A 20,421-nucleotide genomic window follows, 5' to 3' on the forward strand; every position below is an offset into this window, starting at 1 on the left:
AGGTCTATACTTTATTTTGATCGAAAAAAATCTTATGTATAAGACTTTAATCACGTGCTTTATTTTCCTAATTTGCTCCTTTACACAATCGTATGCGGATGATCTTGAAAAAACTGAAGCTGAACTATATGAGGAAGCAGTTGAACTTTTTGACCAGAAAAAATATAAACAAGCTATTAGGGCATTTCAAAAGATAGAAGATTTGTACCCTTTCTCTTATTGGGCAAGGAAAGCAAAATTATTATCTGGTGTGTCTCATTATAACATGGGTAACTATAGCAGTGCTGCAAGTGATATGGATGATTATATATATGTTTATTCAAATGGTGAAGATTTACCATATGTATACTACTTAAGAGTATTATCTTGTTACATGCAAATTAATAAAGTGCAACTTGGACAGCAAACTGCATATAAAACTTTAGAGCTGGCTACAGAGTACATTAACCTTTTCCCAGACAGCGAATATATAGATGAAATCAAGGAAAAAGCAAAATTAATCACAGAACATATATCAATAAAAGAGTATTCTATCGGTAAATTTTACCTGAGGCGTGGTGAATATTTAGCAGCAATTAAGCGTTTCCAGAATATAGCAAGCTATAAGGATTCTAAATATTTTTCTAAGTCTATTAACTATTTAATAGCAGCCCATTCAGCTCTTGGTCTTGACTTAGAAGCTGAGCAGTATGAAAGTATGTTATTAGCAGAAAACCTGCAAGATGCCAAGCCGGAGGCTTGAAAATTTGCTTTAGTTTTTTCTATGCTTTGATATATAATTAGGTTTTTAACTATTTGAATATGGCTGGTCATTCACAATTTTCAAATATAAAACATCGGAAAGGCACTCAGGATGCACAGCGCTCTCAAAAATTTACGAAGCTGATTAGAGAAATAACAGTTGCTGCAAAGCAAGGGCTACCCGATCCCGAACTCAACCCGCGCCTTCGCTCTGCTATATTTGCTGCACGCAAGGAAAATCTACCAAAAGATAAAATAGAAACAGCAATAAAAAATGCAACTGGTAACGTTGCTGGAGAAAATTATGAGGAAATCCAATATGAAGGTCATGGGCCTTCTGGCACTGCACTTATTGTCCATGCCTTGACTAATAACCGCAACCGTACTGCTTCTGAGGTACGTTATATATTTTCTCGCAAGGGTGGAAACTTGGGAGAAACAGGAAGTGTTAGTTACCTTTTCGATCATGTAGGTTTAATCGTCTATAAAGCAGAGGGTGTGAATTTTGATGATTTATTTAATTATGGGATCGAGTTAGAAGTATTGAATGTTGAGGAAAATGACAAAGAAGGATTACACGTTATAACTTGTGAAATAAAAGATTTTGGTAAAGTACGCGATGCCTTTTATGCAAAATTCGGAGAACCAGAACTTGCTCGTCTTTCGTGGCAACCAAAGGATCTAGTTGAAATTAGCGATAAAGAGTTGATCGCTAAATTATCCACATTGGTTGAAGAATTAGAAGATAATAATGATGTACAGTATGTTGAAGGTAATTTTACTTTTGTTGATGCTGTTTAAATGATGAAGCTGATTATATTTATACTGCTTTATATTTTACCAATATTTAATATACACGCCCTTAAGACTCCAGATAACAGTAAAGAGGCTTTTTTAATATCCAGCACCATAAAATCTTCTTTTTTTGCCACGGGAATTGAGCAAGGGTTGGCGCCAAATACAGTGGTAAAATTGATCAACATATATAAAGATTTTGGTGTTGATTTTAAAAAAGACATTGTGCCGAAGAGTAAATTGGAGGTTCTTTTTGAGAGATCGCTCAGTAATCAGAAGACTGAAGAAAAGATTTTATATGCTTCACTGACAATAAACAAGAAAGCTATTAGTTTATATCATTATAAATCGCAAGACGGCAAAGAAAGGTATTTTAATAAAGAAGGAATAAGCTTAAAAAATGGCGAAATTTTTGCAAATCCTTTAAATGGAGATTATCGCATATCCTCAAAATTTGGCAATAGAAAGCATCCTGTTCGCGGTAAAATTGCTTTTCACAAAGGAGTGGATTATGCAGCTAAGCTTGGCACTCCCATATACGCTGCTGCAGAGGGTGTGGTAGAATATATAGGAAAGAATGGTGGCTATGGAAATTACATCAAAATAAAACACAAAAATGAATATTCAACCTGTTATGCGCATATAAGTAGATTTAGTGGCGATATAAAGTTAGGCTCTAAAGTAAAGCAGGGGCAGGTCATCGCCTATGTTGGTAGCACTGGTGTTGCAACAGGAACCCATTTACATTACGAAGTTATATATAACGGCAAACACATCGATCCGCTTATGATAGCGCATAAAACTGAAGTAAAATTGCCTGATCATGAATTAAGAGAGTTTAAACTATTTGTAAATAAGATAAATAAAACGATCAACAGAGAGGGTTCAAGTGAAAAAGAAGTTTAAAGACAATATGGATAAGAATACGATAAACGATAGAAATTTAAGTCAACTCCGGTTTTTTCCTGTACTAATAGTGCTAGGATTAATTTTATCGCTGCTTTTTTTGGCATATGACAGCACAATTGCGCTTGGAGTTGCTGCTGTTTCAATTTTGACTTTTCTTCAAGGATTTTTTATTAATGACCCTAATGAAGCAAGAGTGATAGAGTTTTTTGGTTATTATATTGGAACTTATTTTAAGTCTGGAATATGTGTAACGCTTCCCTTTTCAAGCAAATATATAGTTTCCCTAAAATTTCAAAATATCAACACAGAAAAAATAAAAGTGAATGATGCAAATGGAAGTCCAATAGAGATTTCTGCAGTAATTGTTTGGAGAGTAAACAGCCCTGCAAAGGCGTATTATAATGTTAACAACTATCACGAATTTGTTTTTGTACAAAGTGACTCAGTAATAAGAGAATTAGCAAGCAATTATCCGTATGATAGCGAAAGCGATGAGGAATCTTTACGTAAAAATTCTGATAAAATTTCAGATGAATTGCGGTCAATGTTACAACAAAGATTAGATATTGCAGGAATTGAGATTACAGAAGCAAGAATATCGCATTTGGCGTATTCGTCCGAGATTGCACAAGCAATGTTAAGGCGTCAACAAGCACATGCTATCACTTCGGCAAGAAGGCATATAGTGCAAAATGCAATAGGAATTGTCGAGGAAGTAATAGCTCATTTTGAAAAAAATAAAAGCTTACAATTAGATGGCAAGCAAAAGGTTCAATTGATAAATAATTTGTTGGTTGCCCTAATCTCTGAGCAAGATGCACAACCGACGATTAGTTTGGATAATAATTAGCATAGAAGCCGATTGGGTTTCATGAATGCAAGTCACTATTAATTTCTTGATTAATAGACTAAATGATGTTATAAATTACACGCATTAGGGGTGCTCTAGAAAAGCTGAGAGTACATAAAGTACAACCCTTTGAACCTGATATTGTTAAAGCAAGCGTAGGAAAATGTATGTATATAAATATTGAAGAAAGCTTCGGCTTCATTGCGTTAATTGCATCTCTAATTGGATTATCACCTCAAGTATATAAAGCATATATCACGAAAGTTACTCGTGATGTATCGATGCTAATGTTAGTAAACTATCTTATTTGTTCATTGTCTTGGATTGGCTATGGTCTTTACCAGAGCTCAATTTTTGTGGTGCTTAGCAATATTGCTGGATTAGTGATTAGCATAATATCAATTATTCAAAAATGTTACTACGATGCAAAACCTGCACCATGATCATGTGCTACACTGCAGTACACAACAACAATATCGTTCTATTGTAGTGCTAAATGGAGAAATACCGAGCTCATCGTTTTTTAAACGAGATATACCTATTATTGCTGTAGATGGAGGAGCAAACAAGCTTCTATCAATTGGCGTAAAACCTGATCTTGTAGTAGGAGATTTGGATAGCGTAAATCTGGATTTACGTGCTAATTTGAATACGATATATCTACCTGATCAAGATTATTGCGACTTTTCTAAAGCAATGGCTCACTTAAAAACAGTAAAGTTATTGCCATCAATAGTAACGGGTATTACTGGAGGAGCAATTGATCACATACTACAGAATATTAACATTTTTCTAAGTACGGGCAGTATCTTTTACACACCTTCACCTCCCATGGTAGGTTACATCCTACAAAAAAGTATTACCCATTTTTCTTTGCCGAAAGATACTAAAATATCTTTACTTGGTATACCGAGAGCTCAAATATCAACCAAAGGATTAAAATGGGAACTGCATCTTAGCAACCTTGCTTTTCCAGGAAAGAATTCTTGCTTTAATCGAAGTTTAGGCAATAAGTTATCTATAGAAGTACACAGTGGTATATGTTTGGCGATGGTTTATTTAGAAGCAGTAGATGATGCTGCAAGACATCATGTGCGTCAAGTTAAGAAGTAAATAGACTTCTTGCATAACCCAAACTAAGTAGAAAAAAGGTATCATCCGAGTAGCTGACACTGGTTCCTTTATGACGTGTCATTCCAGTGCCCTGACTACTTGGATCCAGAAAACTTAACTTTAAATAAGTGGCTGCATAATAAAGACTAGATTCCAGCGTCACACGCTGGAATGACACCATTTTTGGTCTCTTAAATTGCTTTAGCTATAAAGATTAAGAAATTTACCAAGCGGAAAAAAAGGCAAAAGAAGCCCCGTGGTGCGAGTTTTGACTCTATATTACTGTAAGTGGCGCTGCAATAATGTGCTAACGCTTAAAATAAGCGCGATTTGGCTGAATGTAGAAAAAATTTAAAAGACATGCAGCCGCTATAATTTTATGTAATCCGCCAAAAAATACCCTAAGTTTTTTACTGAATTTTGTCATTGAGCCTGCAGGTCAAAAACAAGTTTTGAGTCATGAATACCCTTGTTATGATAATAAGGGGGCTGGCGGAGTTTGTCAAGTAAGTTTTTTGTTTCTACTGAATGACAGTTGTGGCTTGGGAGGTAGTGCAAGAAGTCTATTGTATTACTGAATTATTAATAATTCAGTAATAATGCCTGCTATGTAGCTAAAATAACTTGGGTTTACCGACGATTTGACAAACGACAAATTCGTCATCACTCTGCTTGTTAGCGGGATCTAGAGATACCGCGGCGGTATGACGTAGGGAAACCTGACTTGCATTAGCCATGTATAATAAAGGAAATCTATGACAAAAGAATCATTGGTAAAAACTGATATAGTGAAAGTTGAAGACAAAAAAGCGGTAAGAAGCTTTTTTAAAATACTAGGTGAAGTGGCAGATGCTGTAAGATCGTGGATTGGTAACATCGGTCCTGATTTAAGCAACAGTCGCAATATCGATAGTTTAGTCTTGAAGATGAACGAGTGCTTAAATCCAAAGGGAGGGGAGGTTTCAGCACGTAAGAATGCTGTATCTCTTGGTAATTTGTACTTAAGCTTATCAGAGAAAGGTAAAATAAAATTTCTGCAAACCCTGGCAGAAAAATTTAGTCTACATAAAGAAGAAATAGATGAGAAAATAAAAGAGTACAAGGAAAATCAAGATCCCGAGTTAAACTATAAATTTGAACAGGATTTAATAAAAATTCTTGAATCACCGCGTTCTAAAATATTGAAGCAATTTATTTCTCTACCAGAAGGCCTCAAGTTTATTGTTGATATGCGTTCTGATGTGCTTAAGCTAAAGAACCAGTATAGAAGCTTGAATCCACTAGAGAATGAATTAAAAAATATACTCTATACTTGGGTTGATGTTGATCTACTCGATCTTCGTCAAATCACCTGGGATTCACCTGCATCATTGCTAGAAAAACTTATAAAATATGAAGCTGTGCATAAAATTTCCTCTTGGGATGACTTAAAAAACAGACTAGATTCTGATCGTCTCTGTTTTGCTTTCTTTCATTACAAAATACCAAACGAACCTCTAATTTTTGTAGAGGTTGCATTGGTGAATAAGATTGCAAATAGCATTCAACACCTTTTAGATGAATCAGTACCTTCAAGTGATCCAAGTAGTGCAAGCACTGCTATATTCTACTCAATATCAAATACTCAAGCAGGGTTATCTGGAATCAGCCTTGGTAATTTTTTGATCAAAAGGGTTGTAGAAAAGCTATCGCAAGAGTTTAAAAGTATAAAAACATACGCAACTCTTTCTCCAATACCTGGCTTTACGAAATGGCTAAAAAACAATCTAAACCAAGATGTCACTTTATTGGGCAAACTAAATATAAAACAATCTAGTGCAGAAATCTTAGAAAGTGCAGAGCAATTAAAAACTAACGTTGAATGTACAAATGAAACTAAACAATGCATGCTTAAACTGTGTACATATTATTTACTAAAAGTGAATAATAGTAATGGAAATGCTTATGATCCGGTGGCACATTTTCATTTAAGCAATGGCGCATCAATAAAACAATTAAACTGGATGGCGGATACTTCTGAAAAGGGTATTAGTCAGTCGGCTGGAATGATGGTGAATTATCTGTATAAGTTGCCTAAAATAGATAACAATCATGAAAACTATATGGTTAATAAAGTGATTTCCTGCTCGAAAAAAGTGTCGTCTATGTTGAAGGAGTAAATAGTCTCTTAATAAATAATTGCCCTCACAACACTTAAAATGTAAAATAGTTTTACTAATTAAGTATAGTAGGCCATAAATGAACAACATAAGAAATTTTGCAATAATAGCGCATATAGACCACGGTAAGTCAACGCTTGCTGACCGTTTAATAGAGAAATGTAACGGCCTTGAAGCAAGAGAAATGATCAATCAAATACTCGATTCAATGGATATAGAGCGTGAACGTGGCATTACAATTAAAGCACAGACGGTAAAACTCAATTATACGGCAAACGACGGTAATCAATATTGCCTAAATCTCATGGACACCCCAGGTCACGTTGATTTTTCTTATGAGGTAAGTCGAAGCTTAGCTGCATGTGAAGGTTCACTTTTAGTGGTAGATAGCAGTCAAGGTGTTGAAGCTCAGACTCTTGCAAATGTATATAAAGCTATTGACAACAATCATGAAATAATAGTTGTACTCAATAAAGTTGATCTCCCTGCTGCAGATCCAGAAAAGGTAAAACTCCAGGTTGAGGAAGTAATTGGCATTGACGCAAGTGAGTCAGTTTTAATATCAGCCAAGACTGGTCTTGGAATAAGGGATGTATTAGAAGCTATAGTGACAAAACTTCCAGCTCCTAAAGGTGATGTGAATGCTCCACTACAGGCAATTTTAGTTGATAGTTGGTATGACACTTATTTGGGAGTAGTAATTTTAGTACGAATTAAAAATGGAGTGCTAAAAAAGGGCATGAAGATTTTTATGATGTCTAATAACTCTACATACCAAGTAGACAATATCGGTATTTTTACTCCTAAAAAAGTAATGACAGGTGAACTCTCAGCAGGTGAAGTTGGTTTTATCACTGCTTCAATGAAGGAAGTTGCAGACTGTAGAGTGGGAGACACTATTACTGAAGAGAAAAGACCGTGCAGCAAGGCATTGCCTGGTTTTAAAGAAGTTCACCCTGTGGTATTTTGTAGTATTTTTCCTAATAAAACGGACGACTTTAAATATTTAAGAGAAGCACTGGAAAAATTACATTTGAATGATGCAAGTTTTACATTTGAAGCAGAAACTTCAAATGCGCTAGGCTATGGATTTCGTTGTGGTTTTTTGGGAATGTTGCATCTTGAAGTTATTCAAGAAAGGCTCGAGAGAGAATTTGATTTAGATCTAACAGCAACTGCACCGAGTGTTATATATAAGGTTACAACGCAAGGTGGTGAAGTTCTGAGCATTCATAATCCTAGTGACATGCCAGATCCAACAAAGATTGAAATGGTAGAAGAGCCGTGGATTACTGCAACTATAATGGTCCCTGACCAATATTTAGGTGAGATTCTATCATTATGTGAAGAGAGGAGGGGAGAACAGGAAGATTTATCTTACATTGGTAACACAACAACAGCATTGTTAAGATATAAGTTACCACTGTCTGAAGTTGTTTTTGACTTTTATGATCGATTAAAATCAATTTCCAAGGGGTATGCAAGTTTGGATTGGGAAATTTCCAGCTATCTGGTAAGCCAAATAGATAAATTAAGCTTTTTAATTAATGGAGAACCCGTAGATGCACTGGCTTGTATCGCTCACAAAAGCAGAGCAGAAAAAAGGGGGCGTGAAATATGCGCACGCTTGAAGGATCTAATACCACGTCAGCAATATAAAATCGCGATTCAAGCGGCAGTGGGCAGGAAAATTATTGCCAGAGAAACGATTAATCCATATAGAAAAGATGTAACAGCTAAACTCTATGGTGGAGATGTAACGCGAAGAATGAAACTACTTGAAAAGCAAAAGAAGGGTAAAAAAAGGTTGCATTCTATAGGGAACGTAAATATTCCACAGAATGCTTTTATTCAAGCTTTGAAGATAAGTGATTGATCTTAAAAGACTTCTTGTATAGTTTTTGGCAACAACCGTTAGAAACGAAAAAACTTCCTTGACAAACTCCGCCAGCCCCCTTATTATGATAATAAGGGTATTTATGACTCAAAACTTGTTTTTGACCTGTAGGCTCAATAACAAAATTCAGTAAAAAACTTAGGGTATTTTTTGGCGGATTACATAAAATCATAGTGGCTGCATGTCTTTTAAATTTTTTCTACATTCAGCCAAATCGCGCTTATTTTAAGCGTTAGCACATTATTACAGCGCCAGTTTAAATTATTATAGGGTCAAAACTCGCACCACGGGGCTTCTTTTGCCTTTTTTTCTGTTTGGTAAATTTCTTAATGTTTGTAGCTAAAGCAATTTAAGAGACCGAAAATGGTGTCATTCCAGCGCGTGACGCTGGAATCTAGTCTTTATTATGCAGCCACTTATTTAAAGTTAAGTTTCCTGGATCCAAGTAGTCTGAGCACTGGGATGACACCTTGACGATTTGAAGAATCGTCATCCCGCTACGTGTTAGCGGGATCTATGCTAAGAGATACCGCGGCGGTATGACGGTTCGCGGTGGCATGACGATAAGCTCGTCATCCCGCTATGTGTTAGCGGATGAGATACCGCGGCGGTATGGCGGTTCGCGGCGGCATGACGATAAGCTCGTCATCCCGCTGCTTGTTAGCGGGATCTATGCTAAGAGATACCGCGGCGGTATGACGTAGAGTCAGCGTTAGCCATAACACAACACTTTTATACTCACCAACTCAGTATCCAATCTGGATTCCAGCGTCAAGCACTGGAATGACACCGAAGGGGCTACTCGGATGACACCGTCTTGGATGGAAACCAGTGCCAGCTATTTGCATAACACCCTCCTTTTTCCTGGATCCAAGTAGTCAAGCTACTCGGATAACATCTTTTTTTCTTGGTACAATTACTCTTATATCTCAATGTTCGTACAGTTATGTGTCAGCTACTTTCATGACATCGTTGTAACGCTGTACCATATTACAATGTTCGTGCAGTTGTGTGTCAACTACTTTTGTGGCACCGTTTGTTATTCAATCTTTATGCTAGTTTTACTAAAAATTATAGTATTTTAGGTATAATTGCAATATCTAAATTTAAGGTATAGGGATGAACCCTAGGAAAGTTTTTAATATTCTTTTTATAATATTATTTATTTCTTTTTCTCATGTTGGGAGTGCTGCCGCTGACACTAATGCTGATACAACTGCTCAAGTAATATGTAATATTATTGGCTACGTTTGGGGAATAGGCGGACCGCTTATGACCGTAGTGATAATAGGTGCAGCTTTGCTTGCGATATTTGGTAGAATGCCATGGCCAGCTCTTTTTGCACTCGGTATATTTTGTGCTGTATTTTTCGGTGCTAAAACTATTGTGACAAAAGTAATGGGTGGTATAGGCAGCACTGGAAATACTTCCTTGATGGACCAATGTGGAACAGGAGACACAAAAAAGAACCAATAGGGTTATTTTTTTCTAAAGCAGACCTGATGCACGGCTTCAACTATATCTTCCACTTGCGGTAATGCTTTTTTTTCTAGGTTTGCAGCGTAAGGTAAGGGGATGTCCTTGCCAGTTACGCGCATAACTGGAGCATCAAGGTAGTCAAATCCTTGTTCCATAACAACGGCTGACAGCTCTGCTCCTATTCCTGCAAATGGCCATCCTTCTTCTACACTAACTAACCTATTGGTCTTCTGAATAGAGTTAATAACAGTTTGAGTGTCAAGTGGTCTTAAGGTTCTGAGGTCAATAACTTCAGCTTCTATACCTTCACCTGAAAGTAAATCTGCTGCGTTTAAAGCATCCATTAATTTCAGTGAGAAAGTAGTGATAGTTACATCCTTTCCTTCCCGTATTACAGCAGCCTTGCCTATCTCAAGTAGATAATCTTTATTTGACAGCTCAGAGTCAGAAACTTCATGTTCATGTCCGTAAGCTATTTCGTTTTCTAGAAATATTACCGGACTCAGGTCACGAATTGCAGCTTTAAGCAGACCTCTGCAATCGGAGGCAAAGTAAGGTGCTATCACTTTTAATCCCGGTATATGCGAATACCAAGATGCAAAGCATTGAGAGTGTTGTGCAGCAACTCTTGCTGCAGCACCATTTGGCCCACGAAATACTATGGGGCATCCAAGTTGTCCACCTGACATATAATTTGTTTTTGCTGCAGAATTCACGATTTGGTCGATAGCCTGTATAGAAAAATTAAAAGTCATAAATTCGACAATTGGCTTTAATCCAGCGAATGCTGCTCCAACAGCAAGGCCAGCAAATCCATGTTCGGTAATAGGCGTATCAACCACTCTATTTTCTCCAAACTCTTTCAGTAATCCTTTTGTTACTTTATAGGCACCATCATACTCTGCAACTTCTTCACCGATGATCAACACGTCAGGGTCGTTTTGCATTTCTTCTCTGATCGCTGTGCATAAAGCTTCTCTTACACTTAAGGTTGCCATTTATAAACTTTTATAGACTTTAACTAAAGTAACTATATCAGAATTACTAGGGGTGAGTAAAGCGTACAAATTAAGTTTTATAAACTGACCTTACCCAGATGATATGAATAAGTATTACTTGGTTGAAAGCAAGAGAAGATAATAACTTCTCAGAGTGGATAGGTGGCAGGTTGGTACTTCTTTTGAGGCACTTTCTGCTCTTACATGGAGTGTAGGAAGAAGACCTCGTGACCCATATTAACCACCCCTGCCACCGGTGAGGCTCAGTCACCTTTTTGATAGCCTGAAGATGGCTTTATGTTTCCTGTTTCTTTTTTCCTTTTCCTCCATAAATATATTGTTTTTATATTCAGTTTAAATATTTCACTAATTCTTTTTATCGTCATTGTTTTTTCATCAACTGCTTTGAGAACTCGTTCTCTGAGGTCTTCACTATATGGGCTTGGCATTTTTCATCTCTTTAATATGCCATTATAACCTATTCTATCCTTCAGGTAAACCTTTCTTGGGTTAGCTATAGCAGTGGGAATAGCAGTTGGAGCTTGTTGTCTGGTTGCTGCTGCAATCATATACTATTGTAATAGACCTTTAAATTCACTTGAAAATAGCAAGGTCCAAGGGTTTTCTGGAAACCATGAACAACCTACTCTGTAAAATCTACAAGACCTATTAAAATATTTTTTTACTTTTCATCGTATATTTCTCAACATATTATCTTTAAATACTAAAATAATTAACAATATGGCATTATTAATAGTTGAATCACCTGCGAAAGCAAAGACAATAGGCAAATATTTAAGTAAAGAGTTCAAAGTAGCTGCATCCTTTGGACATGTGAGGGATCTTCCAGCAAAAAACGGTTCTGTCGATCCGGATAATGATTTTGCTATAAAGTATGAAACCATTGAAAAAGCAGAAAAGTATATAAAAGAGTTAGTAAAAGCAGCGAGTAAAGCATCAGATATATATCTTGCAACAGACCCAGACAGAGAAGGGGAAGCAATAGCTTGGAATGTGATAGAGGCACTAAAGGAAAGGAAAGCAATCAATGATGAAAGCAACATTCATAGAGTAGTCTTTAACGAAATAACAAAAAGAGCAGTGCAAGAAGCTATAAAAAATCCACGTGGAATAAATATGGACTTAGTGCGCGCACAGCAAACACGCAGAGCTTTGGATTATCTAGTTGGATTTAGCTTGTCACCGCTGCTGTGGACAAAATTGTCGGGAAGTAAATCTGCGGGGCGAGTTCAATCTGTTGCATTAAAGCTTATATGCAAACGAGAAGATGAAATCAGTAAGTTTATAACACAGGAGTATTGGAGCATAAAGGCAGAAATGCAAAATAGCAAAGATGAGGCTTTTTTTGCTATGCTGAGTCACTATGACAATAAGAAGCTAGAAAAATTTGATATTAAAAATGAAGAAGAAGCAAAGAACTTAGTCAGGGAGATTGAATCAAGGCAATATGCTGTAAGCACAGTAGAACGCAAGCAAGTTAAGAGAAATCCGCTTCCTCCATTTATTACCTCTACTCTACAGCAAGATGCAGTGAATAAGCTGTATTTTAATGTGAAAAATGTTATGCGCATAGCGCAAAATTTATATGAAGGTATCGATATTGGTGGTGAAACTGTAGGGTTGATAACTTACATGCGCACGGATGGGTTTCATATTGCAGATGAGGCTATAAACTCAATTAGAGGGTCAATTAAGTCGTTATATGGTGATAAATATTTACCACAGTCTCCTCGTAAATATGTAAAAAAGGTCAAAAATGCTCAAGAAGCACATGAAGCAATTCGTCCAACTGATATCAATAGAACGCCGGGTAGTATTAAGGATTACTTAACGCCAGAGCAATTTAAATTGTACGATTTAATCTGGAAAAGAACCATTGCAAGTCAAATGGAATCGGCGATTCTTGATCAAGTGGTAGTTGAAATTAGTTCTACTGATCAGAAAGTGATTCTGCGAGCAAGTGGATCAAGTATATTCTTTGATGGTTTTTATAAAGTCTATCAAGATAACATGGAAGCCGAAAATGAAGGCCTGCTACCTGCCATGAAGGAAGGGGAAGCGTGTAAGCTGATTTCAGTTGAGCCAAAACAGCATTTCACTCAACCGCCACCTCGTTATAGTGAAGCAAGTATCGTTAAAAAAATGGAGGAAATCGGTATAGGCCGTCCATCAACTTATGCGACAATTATTTCGGTATTGCAGGATCGTGAGTATGTTACACTGGATAATAAAAGATTTATTCCACGCAGTCGTGGTAAGATCGTTACCATATTTTTAGAAACTTTTTTTCAGCGTTGTGTAGAGTATGACTTCACAGCACAAATGGAAGAGAAGCTTGATTTAATCTCAAATGGACGTGCAGATTGGAAAAAAGAACTAGGCTACTTTTGGGTGCCATTCTTTAGTCTTGTAAACTCTGTCAAGCAAATGACGCATGATGAGATTTTTAGCGGTATTAATGACTTGGTAGTCGATTGGTTTTGTTCAGAGGAAGGAAAAGAAGAAATAGGTAAGAAATGTCCTGATTGTTCCGATGGTATATTGAAATTAAACTTTGGAAAAGCCGGGGTGTTTCTTGGATGTTCTAACTATCCTGCATGCAACCATACAAAGGAAATTACAGGTAGTAACGACAATTCAGAATATCCAAAAAGTTTAGGCGTGGACAATGTAACAGGTCAAGAGGTGGTAATCAAAAAAGGCCCTTTTGGGCTTTACCTTGAGTTTAATAGTGAGTCCAAAAAGAAAAAAACAGTTTCCATACCAAAGGATCTAAATGTTAATGATATTGATCTGAATACCGCTACTCAGTTACTTTCCTTGCCAAAAGTAATCGGAGAACACCCTGAGACCGGAAAGGAAATAAAAATAGGCCTTGGACAATTTGGGTACTATATTTTTTATGATGGTAGATATTTTTCTCTTAAAAAAAGCTCTAAAGAGGTGCTGAATACAGAATTGAGCGAAGCTGTACAAATTATTGCAAACAGTCCACGCAAAGAGTTAAAATCTCTCGGGGTTAATGAAAAAGGAAAAGAAGTTTTCATCTGCAACGGTAGGTATGGATTCTATATAAAATGCGGTAAAACGAACGTTGCTTTGGGCAAGAGTGCAGATATTGAGAGTATAGATTTGAAGAAGGCTTTAGAGTTGATTAAGGATAAGAAGTAGACTTCTGTTGAAATATTATGTAGAGTTGAAATATGCTCTAATAATGTGGTGGAATAAATGACATTCGAAATATGGGGTAACACTTTAGTTTTACGTGATTTAGATTACATAAATGTAAGTTAGTAGACCTTTTAAGAGACAGACCAAATACTGCAGGGCTTTATTTAACTAAGTGCAAGATTAGTGTTAAAGTTGCAAAAGAACTAGCCAGGCTCAAAAATCTTACTTCACTTTATTTAACTGGGTGCAAGATTAGTGTTGAAGCTGCAGGAGAATCAGCTAAGTTCACAAATCTTACTTTGCTTAGTTTAGTTAGGTGCAAGATTAGTGTTGAAGGTGAAAGAGAATTAGCTGAGCTTGCAAATCTTACTTTTCTCAATTTAGTTGATTGCAAGATTAGCAATGGAGTTGCAGAAGAATTAGCTAAACTTACAAATCTTACTTTATTCGGTTTAAAGATTAGCGATAAAGGTGCAAACGTAAAACTGCAGAATGAGGTGCCGAACTTGCAAGAAAAACTTAAAAGCAGTAGCAAATACTATATTTGTGGAGCAGCAGTTGGTTTAGTTATTGGTTTAGTTGCAGCATATTGTTTAGGAGCTGCTGCTTTAACTCCTATTGGCGTCTCTGTTGCAGTGTTTATTGCATCTGCTATGGTTGGCGCGTTACTCGGAGCTGGGGTGGGTTATACTGTGAGTACATATCTTGAAAACACTGAAGTTAAAAATATGCAACCTCACAAGAGTTATTGAAGATCTGTATTAAATACTAGCACAGGGGCTTTCTTCTATAGCTAACACAAGACTATTTCAAGACCTCGTCATCCCGCTGCTTGTTAGCGGCTGAGATACTGCGGCGGTATGAGGTAGAGAGATCTTACTTATTATAGCTATAACACTGAAGTTTACAATCAGAACAAACCACTTGGCCACGTAGAACTGACTTCAGCTTGTCCGTTGAAACTTGATTTGAGCAGAATATACATTTTATTGTGTTGCTTGGAGTAAGTGAGTTATCAACAGTAATTCTATCATCAAAAACAAAACACTCACCTTCCCAATTACCATTTTTATTATAAGTTTTTTCAAGGTAAGAAAGAATGCCGCCTTTCAGGTGGTATACATTGTTAAATCCAAGATTTTTCATGTACGCTGTTGATTTTTCGCATCTAATCCCACCAGTGCAATACATAGCTACTTTCAGGTCTTTACTCTCAGAGAAAGACTTTGCCCACTCAGGAAAATCGCGAAAACGCTGAGTATGTGGATTGATTGCATTTTTAAACTTGCCTAACTTCACTTCATACTCATTTCGTGTATCTATTACTAAAACGTCAGGTTGAGAAGTAAAATCATCCCAATGCTCTGGATCAACATATTTACCCTTAAGGGAAATATCAAGATTGCCTACACCAAGATTCACAATCTCTCTTTTTAATTTTACCTTCATCTTGCTAAATGGTTGATATTCTGCTGCACTCTCTTTCCATGTAAGGTCCCTTAGCCTATAATCAGAACGTAGAAAATCGAATATTTTATCAATCGCGTTTCTTTCACCAGATACGGTTGCATTAATACCCTCTTCTGCAAGGAGTATAGTACCCTTTAATTCAATGTTGTCGCATGCAGTTTTTATTTCGTCTTTCATGTCATAATAATTAGAGAGTTCTACAAAGTGATAGAAAGTTGCAATGACGAAGCTCATGATTATTCACTTATCAACTAAAAACATGATATACAAAATTATAAAGATATTCAATAGTACGGCTGTTAATTACTGGATATCTTCAGTTTTTACATATAACATTTAATATCAAATATAGATCCAAATTAATGTTTTTGAGAGTATTTAAAAATATATTCTTATTTTTAGTAAGTATATTATTCGTCTGTCCTATACTATCGTTAATATCGATTCTATTTACAGAATCAGCAAATTCTGGATGGGTAATCAGCACACTTTTCCCTGAATATATACTGAGTACGCTAATTTTGATGATAGGAGTGGGGGGGATATCCTTCATATTTGGAGTGATTCCAGCATGGCTCACCACATTTTTTTCATTTCCTGGAAGTAAAATTTTTGAGATTGCTTTGTTCTTTCCGATATCGATTCCTGGATATATAGTAGCGTTCGTCTATGTAAATACACTAGAATTTTCAGGTCCGGTGCAGAGCTCATTAAGAGACATTTTAGAGTGGAGCAAAGGTGACTATTGGTTTCCTGAAATAAAATCCCTAGGTGGTGGAATATTAGTAATGGGATTTAGTTTATATCCATACGTTTATATGCTAGTCCGCTCAAGTCTAAAGAATATTAGTAACTCAGTCACTATTGCGTCAACACTTGGGTTCTCCTCATTACAGAGCCTGTTTTCTGTCATCATACCTTCCATACGTCCATCAATTATAGCTGGGTTGTCCTTGGTACTAATGGAGGTAATTACGGATTTCGGCACACCACAGTTTCTTGCTATCGATACTTTTACGACAGGAATATATCGCACCTGGTTTTTGCTGCATGATAAATATTCAACTACTGTTTTAGCAGTTGCAGAATTGATTTTCGTTGCAACACTAATAGCTATCGAAAAGAAACTACAAAAAAAAGGAATATCTTACTCTTCAATCAACACTAATGCAGATTATCACAACAAATGGAGTGTAAGTGGCACTATACCATTGATCTTTGCTTACCTTACGTGTGTATTGCCGATATTAATAGGTTTTATTTTGCCAATGATTTCGCTCATATATTGGAGCATAGAGAAGGGGTTTTTCATATACGAAGCAAGGTTCTATAATATAATAGCAAATAGCGTTAGTTTATCATTTATCACCGCATTAATCTCAATTAGCATTGCAATAATGATTGGATATACGGCGCGTAAAAGTAAGGTAATCAATAATGTAGCACGTCTCATTTCTTTAGGCTACGCAATTCCAAATGCAATTATCGCAATTAGCATAATAATATTTTTAAGCAGAATATCTTCTTTCATTACTCAATATATTGTGGAAATTAGCTTGGTAGGAACTATTGGCGCATTAGTTTACTCATATTTATTTCGTTTTTTTGCTATATCTTTCAAGGCGGTAGAATCAGGGCTCAAAAAAACACCAAATGAAATTGAGTGGACTGCATATACCATGGGTCATGGGCCTATTTCCACATGTTTGAATGTTCATATCCCTCTCATCAAGAAGAGTATATTATCGGGATTTTTGCTCGTATTTATGGATACTATCAAGGAGCTCACAGCAACACTCATTATAAGACCATTTAATTTTGAAACTATATCAACTAGAATATATGAACTTGTAAGCGATGAGCGCTATAGAGAAGCTGCCCCATTTTCGTTGATAATAGTTGTAATAGGCTTAATCTCTACAATAACCTTATTTACACTTGATGATAAGGATAAAAAATAAACGTAACCGTTCACAGATTTCCACTTAATTCTTCAATCTCACTAATAGAAAGGCCAGTAAATTTGACAATAGTGTTGACATCAACATTATTAGCCAGCATTGCTTTTACGACTTCAATTTTTCCTTTCTCTATACCTTTTTGTATACCTTTCTCTTCAGCAAGATCAAGTCTGTATTCAAGAATGGCTTCTTCTTTCCGTAGATCCATTATTCTTTCTTCGTAAGCTACTAAATCTTTTTCGTTCCAACGAAACTTGTCTAATTCATCATATGCTAGCTTTATTATTGGCGCTTTTTCTGCTATCTCTTTTAAGTCCTCTTCTGTTGTTTCTTCTGCGTATTTAAAAAAGAAACACCACCTTTCTACTATACTTTCTAACTGCTCTACTTTACTTTTTGAAAATTTGGGCAATTCTATAAAGATAAATTGAAAATCTTTTAAGTAATGGCCGTTAGTTTTTATATCACGTATATTATGAGTAGAGATATAACCAACTTCTTCAGGAAGTAAGTTACAATTGGAAATAGCAATAAAGAAGACTTTCTTTAAATCAATGTAGTTGCCAGATTTATCTAATTGTCTTGAGTAGGCTTTAGCGGCATATAATTGAGCGCGTTTTTCGAAGCCCTTGTCTCTAGCGAGCTGCATTTCTGCTATATATCTATTTCCGTGAGAATCCTTGCAGAGAACATCAACAATACTTTGTTTATCAGAGGCAACTTCGGGATCCATAATAGTGCTAAGAAACTCAACTTCTTGTATTGCATTTATCTCAGTAAACCCTAAAATATCGTTCAAAAAGTGGATCAGGATATTCTTATTTTTTTCCGTTCCAAAGATTTTTCTGAAACACAAATCATTGCTAGGATCGAGAAATTTTGAAAGAGCCATAATGCTTGGAAAATATTAATAATTATACACTATTATTAACAATTATTCAACCATATTTTTGAAGATAGCTAGTTTCTGTATTTATTTTAAATTGAAGAAAGCTCAAATGAAAGATCATGTTTTGCTAAAAATCACAGAATGCAGTCTGGTTACACATAAACTATTTTGATAGTTAATGGGGTCTAGTTTTGACGTATGGACTATCCAAAGAAAAGGGTGGTATCATAACCTCAAAAATTTTTATGCTTTCTTCATTCAGAAATTCATACTTACCCTGCATTATTCCTGACGGTGCATTTAAGTATGTTCCACTTGTGTATTTAAATACCTCTCCAGATTTTATCACAGGTTGTTTTCCGATAACACCAACTCCGGCAATTTCATTTATTTTTCCCTTATAATCTATTATTTGCCAATGACGACTTAATAATTGAATAGTTGATTGGCTTTTGTTTTTTATCTTAACGTTATACATCCATATATAGCAATTTTCATAAGGAATGGATTGCTCTTCAATATAAATTGGTAAAACTGTAACTTCAACAAAGTTGGTAGTTAGTGTGTACTCTATCATTATAGAATATTCATGATAAAAAGATAGTATTTTAATTATATACTTTTTTCATAGATTTTTCAAGTATACTCTAATTAGGAAATATCAATTTATAGTATGAACGAACCAGATGCGCTTAGCAAAAAAGTAATAGGAATAATAGGTGGTGGACAATTAGGTAAAATGACTGCTATCGCTGCAACAAAACTTGGACAAAAAACACATGTTTTTGCCAGTGCTAAGGACGATCCGGCTTGCTCTGTTGCTGATGATTTCACAATAGCAGATTTCTCTGATAAGAAAGCGCTTGAATCTTTTGCACAGAGTGTGGATTTGGTCACTATTGAGTCTGAAAATATTCCATGTAGTGCAATTGATATCGATGTAAATTTTTATCCGGGCAAAAAAGCGTTACACATTGCGCAAAATAGGCTTAGAGAGAAAGATTTCATTAGAAGCTTGAGTATAAAAACTGCTGAATACAAAAGTATACAAAATTATAATGAGCTACTGAAAAGCAGTAGAACTTTTGGCTATCCAATAAGGCTGAAAACAACAGAAATGGGTTACGATGGAAAAGGGCAATATGTGCTTGAGAATGATTCTGAAGTGAAGCAATTTGCTTCCTTTGATTGGAATACAGAGTACATTCTTGAAGCAAGTGTTGATTTACTGAAAGAGGTTTCAATAGTCGTTGCAAGAGATAAAAACGTTAAAGTAGCTTTTTTTCCTATAGCAGAAAATTACCACGTTGATGGAATACTTGATACTTCAACAGTGCCAGCTAAAATAGATAGCAAATTAACTCGAGAGGTACAACGAGCTGCAAAGAAAATAGCAAATGCGCTCGATGTAATAGGAATTCTGGCTATTGAATTTTTTGTTACTAAAAATAACGAATTGTTAGTTAATGAACTAGCTCCAAGACCTCACAATTCTTGCCACTGGAGCTTGGATGCATGTAACGTTAGTCAATTTGAACAGCTGGTTAGGATAATATGCGGGCTACCTATGCAGGAAGTAGTATTACGCTTTCCTTGTATGATGAAAAATATAATAGGTAACGATATATATGATTCTCATAAGTATTTGAGCAACGAAAAAGCTAGTTTAACCATATATGGGAAAAAAGAGGTTAGAGATAAGCGTAAAATGGGACATGTCAATATAGATTTAAGTTAATAGTTTTTCTACGTCATTCCGCCACAACTGTACGAACATTGTGATATGATGAGATGTTACATAGTAAACGGTGTCGCTCTAGCACGTATTTGTACGAACATTGTTATTTGAGCACACCAGGAAGGATGTCATTCAAGTAGCCCCTTTGTTGTCATCTGAGTAGCCCCTTTCTCGTCATCCCGCTACGTGTTAGCGGGATCTCATTTCACTTTATGAGGGTGTCATCCAAG

Annotated in this window: 18 protein-coding genes and 1 riboswitch; of the genes, 13 read left to right on the forward strand and 5 right to left on the reverse strand. The window is 35.9% G+C overall.

Features of this window, described 5'->3' with window-relative positions; translation table 11 throughout:
• Positions 1 to 34 precede the first annotated feature (34 nt).
• The 9 genes from AAGD91_RS05845 (at position 35) to AAGD91_RS05885 (ending at position 9,940) form a co-directional block, all read left to right on the forward strand.
• Positions 35 to 742 carry an outer membrane protein assembly factor BamD gene (locus AAGD91_RS05845; RefSeq protein WP_264735694.1) on the forward strand — a complete coding sequence of 236 codons (708 nt, stop codon included), beginning with the start codon at positions 35 to 37 and terminating at the stop codon, positions 740 to 742.
• A 59-nt stretch (positions 743 to 801) separates the two neighbouring features.
• Positions 802 to 1,542 carry a YebC/PmpR family DNA-binding transcriptional regulator gene (locus AAGD91_RS05850; RefSeq protein ID WP_341820952.1) on the forward strand — a complete coding sequence of 247 codons (741 nt, stop codon included), beginning with the start codon at positions 802 to 804 and terminating at the stop codon, positions 1,540 to 1,542.
• 3 nt (positions 1,543 to 1,545) lie between these two features.
• Positions 1,546 to 2,442 carry a peptidoglycan DD-metalloendopeptidase family protein gene (locus tag AAGD91_RS05855; RefSeq protein ID WP_341821523.1) on the forward strand — a complete coding sequence of 299 codons (897 nt, stop codon included), beginning with the start codon at positions 1,546 to 1,548 and terminating at the stop codon, positions 2,440 to 2,442.
• 7 nt (positions 2,443 to 2,449) lie between these two features.
• Positions 2,450 to 3,295 carry an SPFH domain-containing protein gene (locus tag AAGD91_RS05860; RefSeq protein ID WP_341821524.1) on the forward strand — a complete coding sequence of 282 codons (846 nt, stop codon included), beginning with the start codon at positions 2,450 to 2,452 and terminating at the stop codon, positions 3,293 to 3,295.
• Positions 3,296 to 3,371: 76 nt separating this feature from the next.
• Positions 3,372 to 3,474: riboswitch (TPP riboswitch) on the forward strand.
• Positions 3,463 to 3,738, forward strand: coding sequence for a SemiSWEET family sugar transporter (locus tag AAGD91_RS05865; RefSeq protein ID WP_341820953.1), 276 nt, complete (start codon positions 3,463 to 3,465; stop codon positions 3,736 to 3,738). Its footprint overlaps the riboswitch before it by 12 nt.
• On the forward strand, positions 3,719 to 4,408 hold the full coding sequence (locus AAGD91_RS05870) for a thiamine diphosphokinase (RefSeq protein ID WP_341820954.1): 690 nt from the start codon (positions 3,719 to 3,721) through the stop codon (positions 4,406 to 4,408). Before AAGD91_RS05865 ends, AAGD91_RS05870 begins: the two co-directional genes overlap by 20 nt.
• Before the next feature lie 755 nt (positions 4,409 to 5,163).
• Positions 5,164 to 6,567, forward strand: coding sequence for a malonyl-CoA decarboxylase (locus AAGD91_RS05875; protein WP_341820955.1), 1,404 nt, complete (start codon positions 5,164 to 5,166; stop codon positions 6,565 to 6,567).
• A 79-nt stretch (positions 6,568 to 6,646) separates the two neighbouring features.
• Entirely contained in the window at positions 6,647 to 8,443 is a 1,797-nt protein-coding gene (gene lepA / locus AAGD91_RS05880; protein WP_341820956.1) for a translation elongation factor 4, read from the forward strand.
• 1,140 nt (positions 8,444 to 9,583) lie between these two features.
• Positions 9,584 to 9,940: a TrbC/VirB2 family protein gene (locus tag AAGD91_RS05885; RefSeq protein WP_341820957.1), complete on the forward strand. Its 357-nt coding sequence runs from the start codon at positions 9,584 to 9,586 to the stop codon at positions 9,938 to 9,940.
• A 2-nt stretch (positions 9,941 to 9,942) separates the two neighbouring features.
• On the opposite strand, the gene AAGD91_RS05890 is transcribed toward AAGD91_RS05885, so the two are convergent.
• A complete protein-coding gene (locus AAGD91_RS05890; RefSeq protein ID WP_341820958.1) occupies positions 9,943 to 10,941 on the reverse strand; it encodes a pyruvate dehydrogenase complex E1 component subunit beta in 999 nt (332 codons plus the stop codon).
• A 263-nt stretch (positions 10,942 to 11,204) separates the two neighbouring features.
• A complete protein-coding gene (locus AAGD91_RS05895; protein ID WP_341812000.1) occupies positions 11,205 to 11,390 on the reverse strand; it encodes an IS630 transposase-related protein in 186 nt (61 codons plus the stop codon).
• A 292-nt stretch (positions 11,391 to 11,682) separates the two neighbouring features.
• Here AAGD91_RS05895 and topA point away from each other — a divergent pair, with 292 nt between their 5' ends.
• Positions 11,683 to 14,133 (forward strand): type I DNA topoisomerase, encoded by a 2,451-nt coding sequence (gene topA, locus AAGD91_RS05900; RefSeq protein ID WP_341820959.1) that lies wholly within the window; start codon positions 11,683 to 11,685, stop codon positions 14,131 to 14,133.
• Between the two features lie 299 nt (positions 14,134 to 14,432).
• On the forward strand, positions 14,433 to 14,885 hold the full coding sequence (locus AAGD91_RS05905) for a hypothetical protein (protein WP_341820960.1): 453 nt from the start codon (positions 14,433 to 14,435) through the stop codon (positions 14,883 to 14,885).
• Positions 14,886 to 15,009: 124 nt separating this feature from the next.
• Here the strand turns inward: AAGD91_RS05905 and AAGD91_RS05910 are convergent, their stop codons facing one another.
• Positions 15,010 to 15,837: a rhodanese-related sulfurtransferase gene (locus tag AAGD91_RS05910; RefSeq protein ID WP_341820961.1), complete on the reverse strand. Its 828-nt coding sequence runs from the start codon at positions 15,835 to 15,837 to the stop codon at positions 15,010 to 15,012.
• 128 nt (positions 15,838 to 15,965) lie between these two features.
• Between AAGD91_RS05910 and AAGD91_RS05915 the strand changes: the two genes are divergently transcribed.
• Positions 15,966 to 17,564 carry an iron ABC transporter permease gene (locus AAGD91_RS05915; RefSeq protein WP_341820962.1) on the forward strand — a complete coding sequence of 533 codons (1,599 nt, stop codon included), beginning with the start codon at positions 15,966 to 15,968 and terminating at the stop codon, positions 17,562 to 17,564.
• 10 nt (positions 17,565 to 17,574) lie between these two features.
• Here AAGD91_RS05915 and AAGD91_RS05920 read toward each other — a convergent pair whose 3' ends face one another.
• Positions 17,575 to 18,456, reverse strand: a complete 882-nt coding sequence (locus tag AAGD91_RS05920) for an Rpn family recombination-promoting nuclease/putative transposase (protein WP_341820663.1) — start codon at positions 18,454 to 18,456, stop codon at positions 17,575 to 17,577.
• A 172-nt stretch (positions 18,457 to 18,628) separates the two neighbouring features.
• Positions 18,629 to 19,030 (reverse strand): Co2+/Mg2+ efflux protein ApaG, encoded by a 402-nt coding sequence (gene apaG, locus AAGD91_RS05925; RefSeq protein WP_341820963.1) that lies wholly within the window; start codon positions 19,028 to 19,030, stop codon positions 18,629 to 18,631.
• Between the two features lie 96 nt (positions 19,031 to 19,126).
• Between apaG and AAGD91_RS05930 the strand changes: the two genes are divergently transcribed.
• Positions 19,127 to 20,191 (forward strand): 5-(carboxyamino)imidazole ribonucleotide synthase, encoded by a 1,065-nt coding sequence (locus AAGD91_RS05930; protein ID WP_341820964.1) that lies wholly within the window; start codon positions 19,127 to 19,129, stop codon positions 20,189 to 20,191.
• The last annotated feature ends 230 nt before the right edge of the window (positions 20,192 to 20,421 follow it).

The organism is Wolbachia endosymbiont (group A) of Myopa testacea, from assembly GCF_964027115.1.
Taxonomy (GTDB): Bacteria; Pseudomonadota; Alphaproteobacteria; order Rickettsiales; family Anaplasmataceae; genus Wolbachia.

What these genes read in the sequence shown, in the direction of transcription:
- AAGD91_RS05845 (WP_264735694.1), top strand. Translation starts at nt 35, where the DNA reads ATGTATAAGACTTTAATCACGTGCTTTATTTTCCTAATTTGCTCCTTT.
- AAGD91_RS05850 (WP_341820952.1), top strand. Translation starts at nt 802, where the DNA reads ATGGCTGGTCATTCACAATTTTCAAATATAAAACATCGGAAAGGCACT.
- AAGD91_RS05855 (WP_341821523.1), top strand. Translation starts at nt 1,546, where the DNA reads ATGAAGCTGATTATATTTATACTGCTTTATATTTTACCAATATTTAAT.
- AAGD91_RS05860 (WP_341821524.1), top strand. Translation starts at nt 2,450, where the DNA reads ATGGATAAGAATACGATAAACGATAGAAATTTAAGTCAACTCCGGTTT.
- AAGD91_RS05865 (WP_341820953.1), top strand. Translation starts at nt 3,463, where the DNA reads ATGTATATAAATATTGAAGAAAGCTTCGGCTTCATTGCGTTAATTGCA.
- AAGD91_RS05870 (WP_341820954.1), top strand. Translation starts at nt 3,719, where the DNA reads ATGCAAAACCTGCACCATGATCATGTGCTACACTGCAGTACACAACAA.
- AAGD91_RS05875 (WP_341820955.1), top strand. Translation starts at nt 5,164, where the DNA reads ATGACAAAAGAATCATTGGTAAAAACTGATATAGTGAAAGTTGAAGAC.
- lepA (WP_341820956.1), top strand. Translation starts at nt 6,647, where the DNA reads ATGAACAACATAAGAAATTTTGCAATAATAGCGCATATAGACCACGGT.
- AAGD91_RS05885 (WP_341820957.1), top strand. Translation starts at nt 9,584, where the DNA reads ATGAACCCTAGGAAAGTTTTTAATATTCTTTTTATAATATTATTTATT.
- AAGD91_RS05890 (WP_341820958.1), bottom strand. Translation starts at nt 10,941, where the DNA reads ATGGCAACCTTAAGTGTAAGAGAAGCTTTATGCACAGCGATCAGAGAA.
- AAGD91_RS05895 (WP_341812000.1), bottom strand. Translation starts at nt 11,390, where the DNA reads ATGCCAAGCCCATATAGTGAAGACCTCAGAGAACGAGTTCTCAAAGCA.
- topA (WP_341820959.1), top strand. Translation starts at nt 11,683, where the DNA reads ATGGCATTATTAATAGTTGAATCACCTGCGAAAGCAAAGACAATAGGC.
- AAGD91_RS05910 (WP_341820961.1), bottom strand. Translation starts at nt 15,837, where the DNA reads ATGAGCTTCGTCATTGCAACTTTCTATCACTTTGTAGAACTCTCTAAT.
- AAGD91_RS05915 (WP_341820962.1), top strand. Translation starts at nt 15,966, where the DNA reads ATGTTTTTGAGAGTATTTAAAAATATATTCTTATTTTTAGTAAGTATA.
- AAGD91_RS05920 (WP_341820663.1), bottom strand. Translation starts at nt 18,456, where the DNA reads ATGGCTCTTTCAAAATTTCTCGATCCTAGCAATGATTTGTGTTTCAGA.
- apaG (WP_341820963.1), bottom strand. Translation starts at nt 19,030, where the DNA reads ATGATAGAGTACACACTAACTACCAACTTTGTTGAAGTTACAGTTTTA.
- AAGD91_RS05930 (WP_341820964.1), top strand. Translation starts at nt 19,127, where the DNA reads ATGAACGAACCAGATGCGCTTAGCAAAAAAGTAATAGGAATAATAGGT.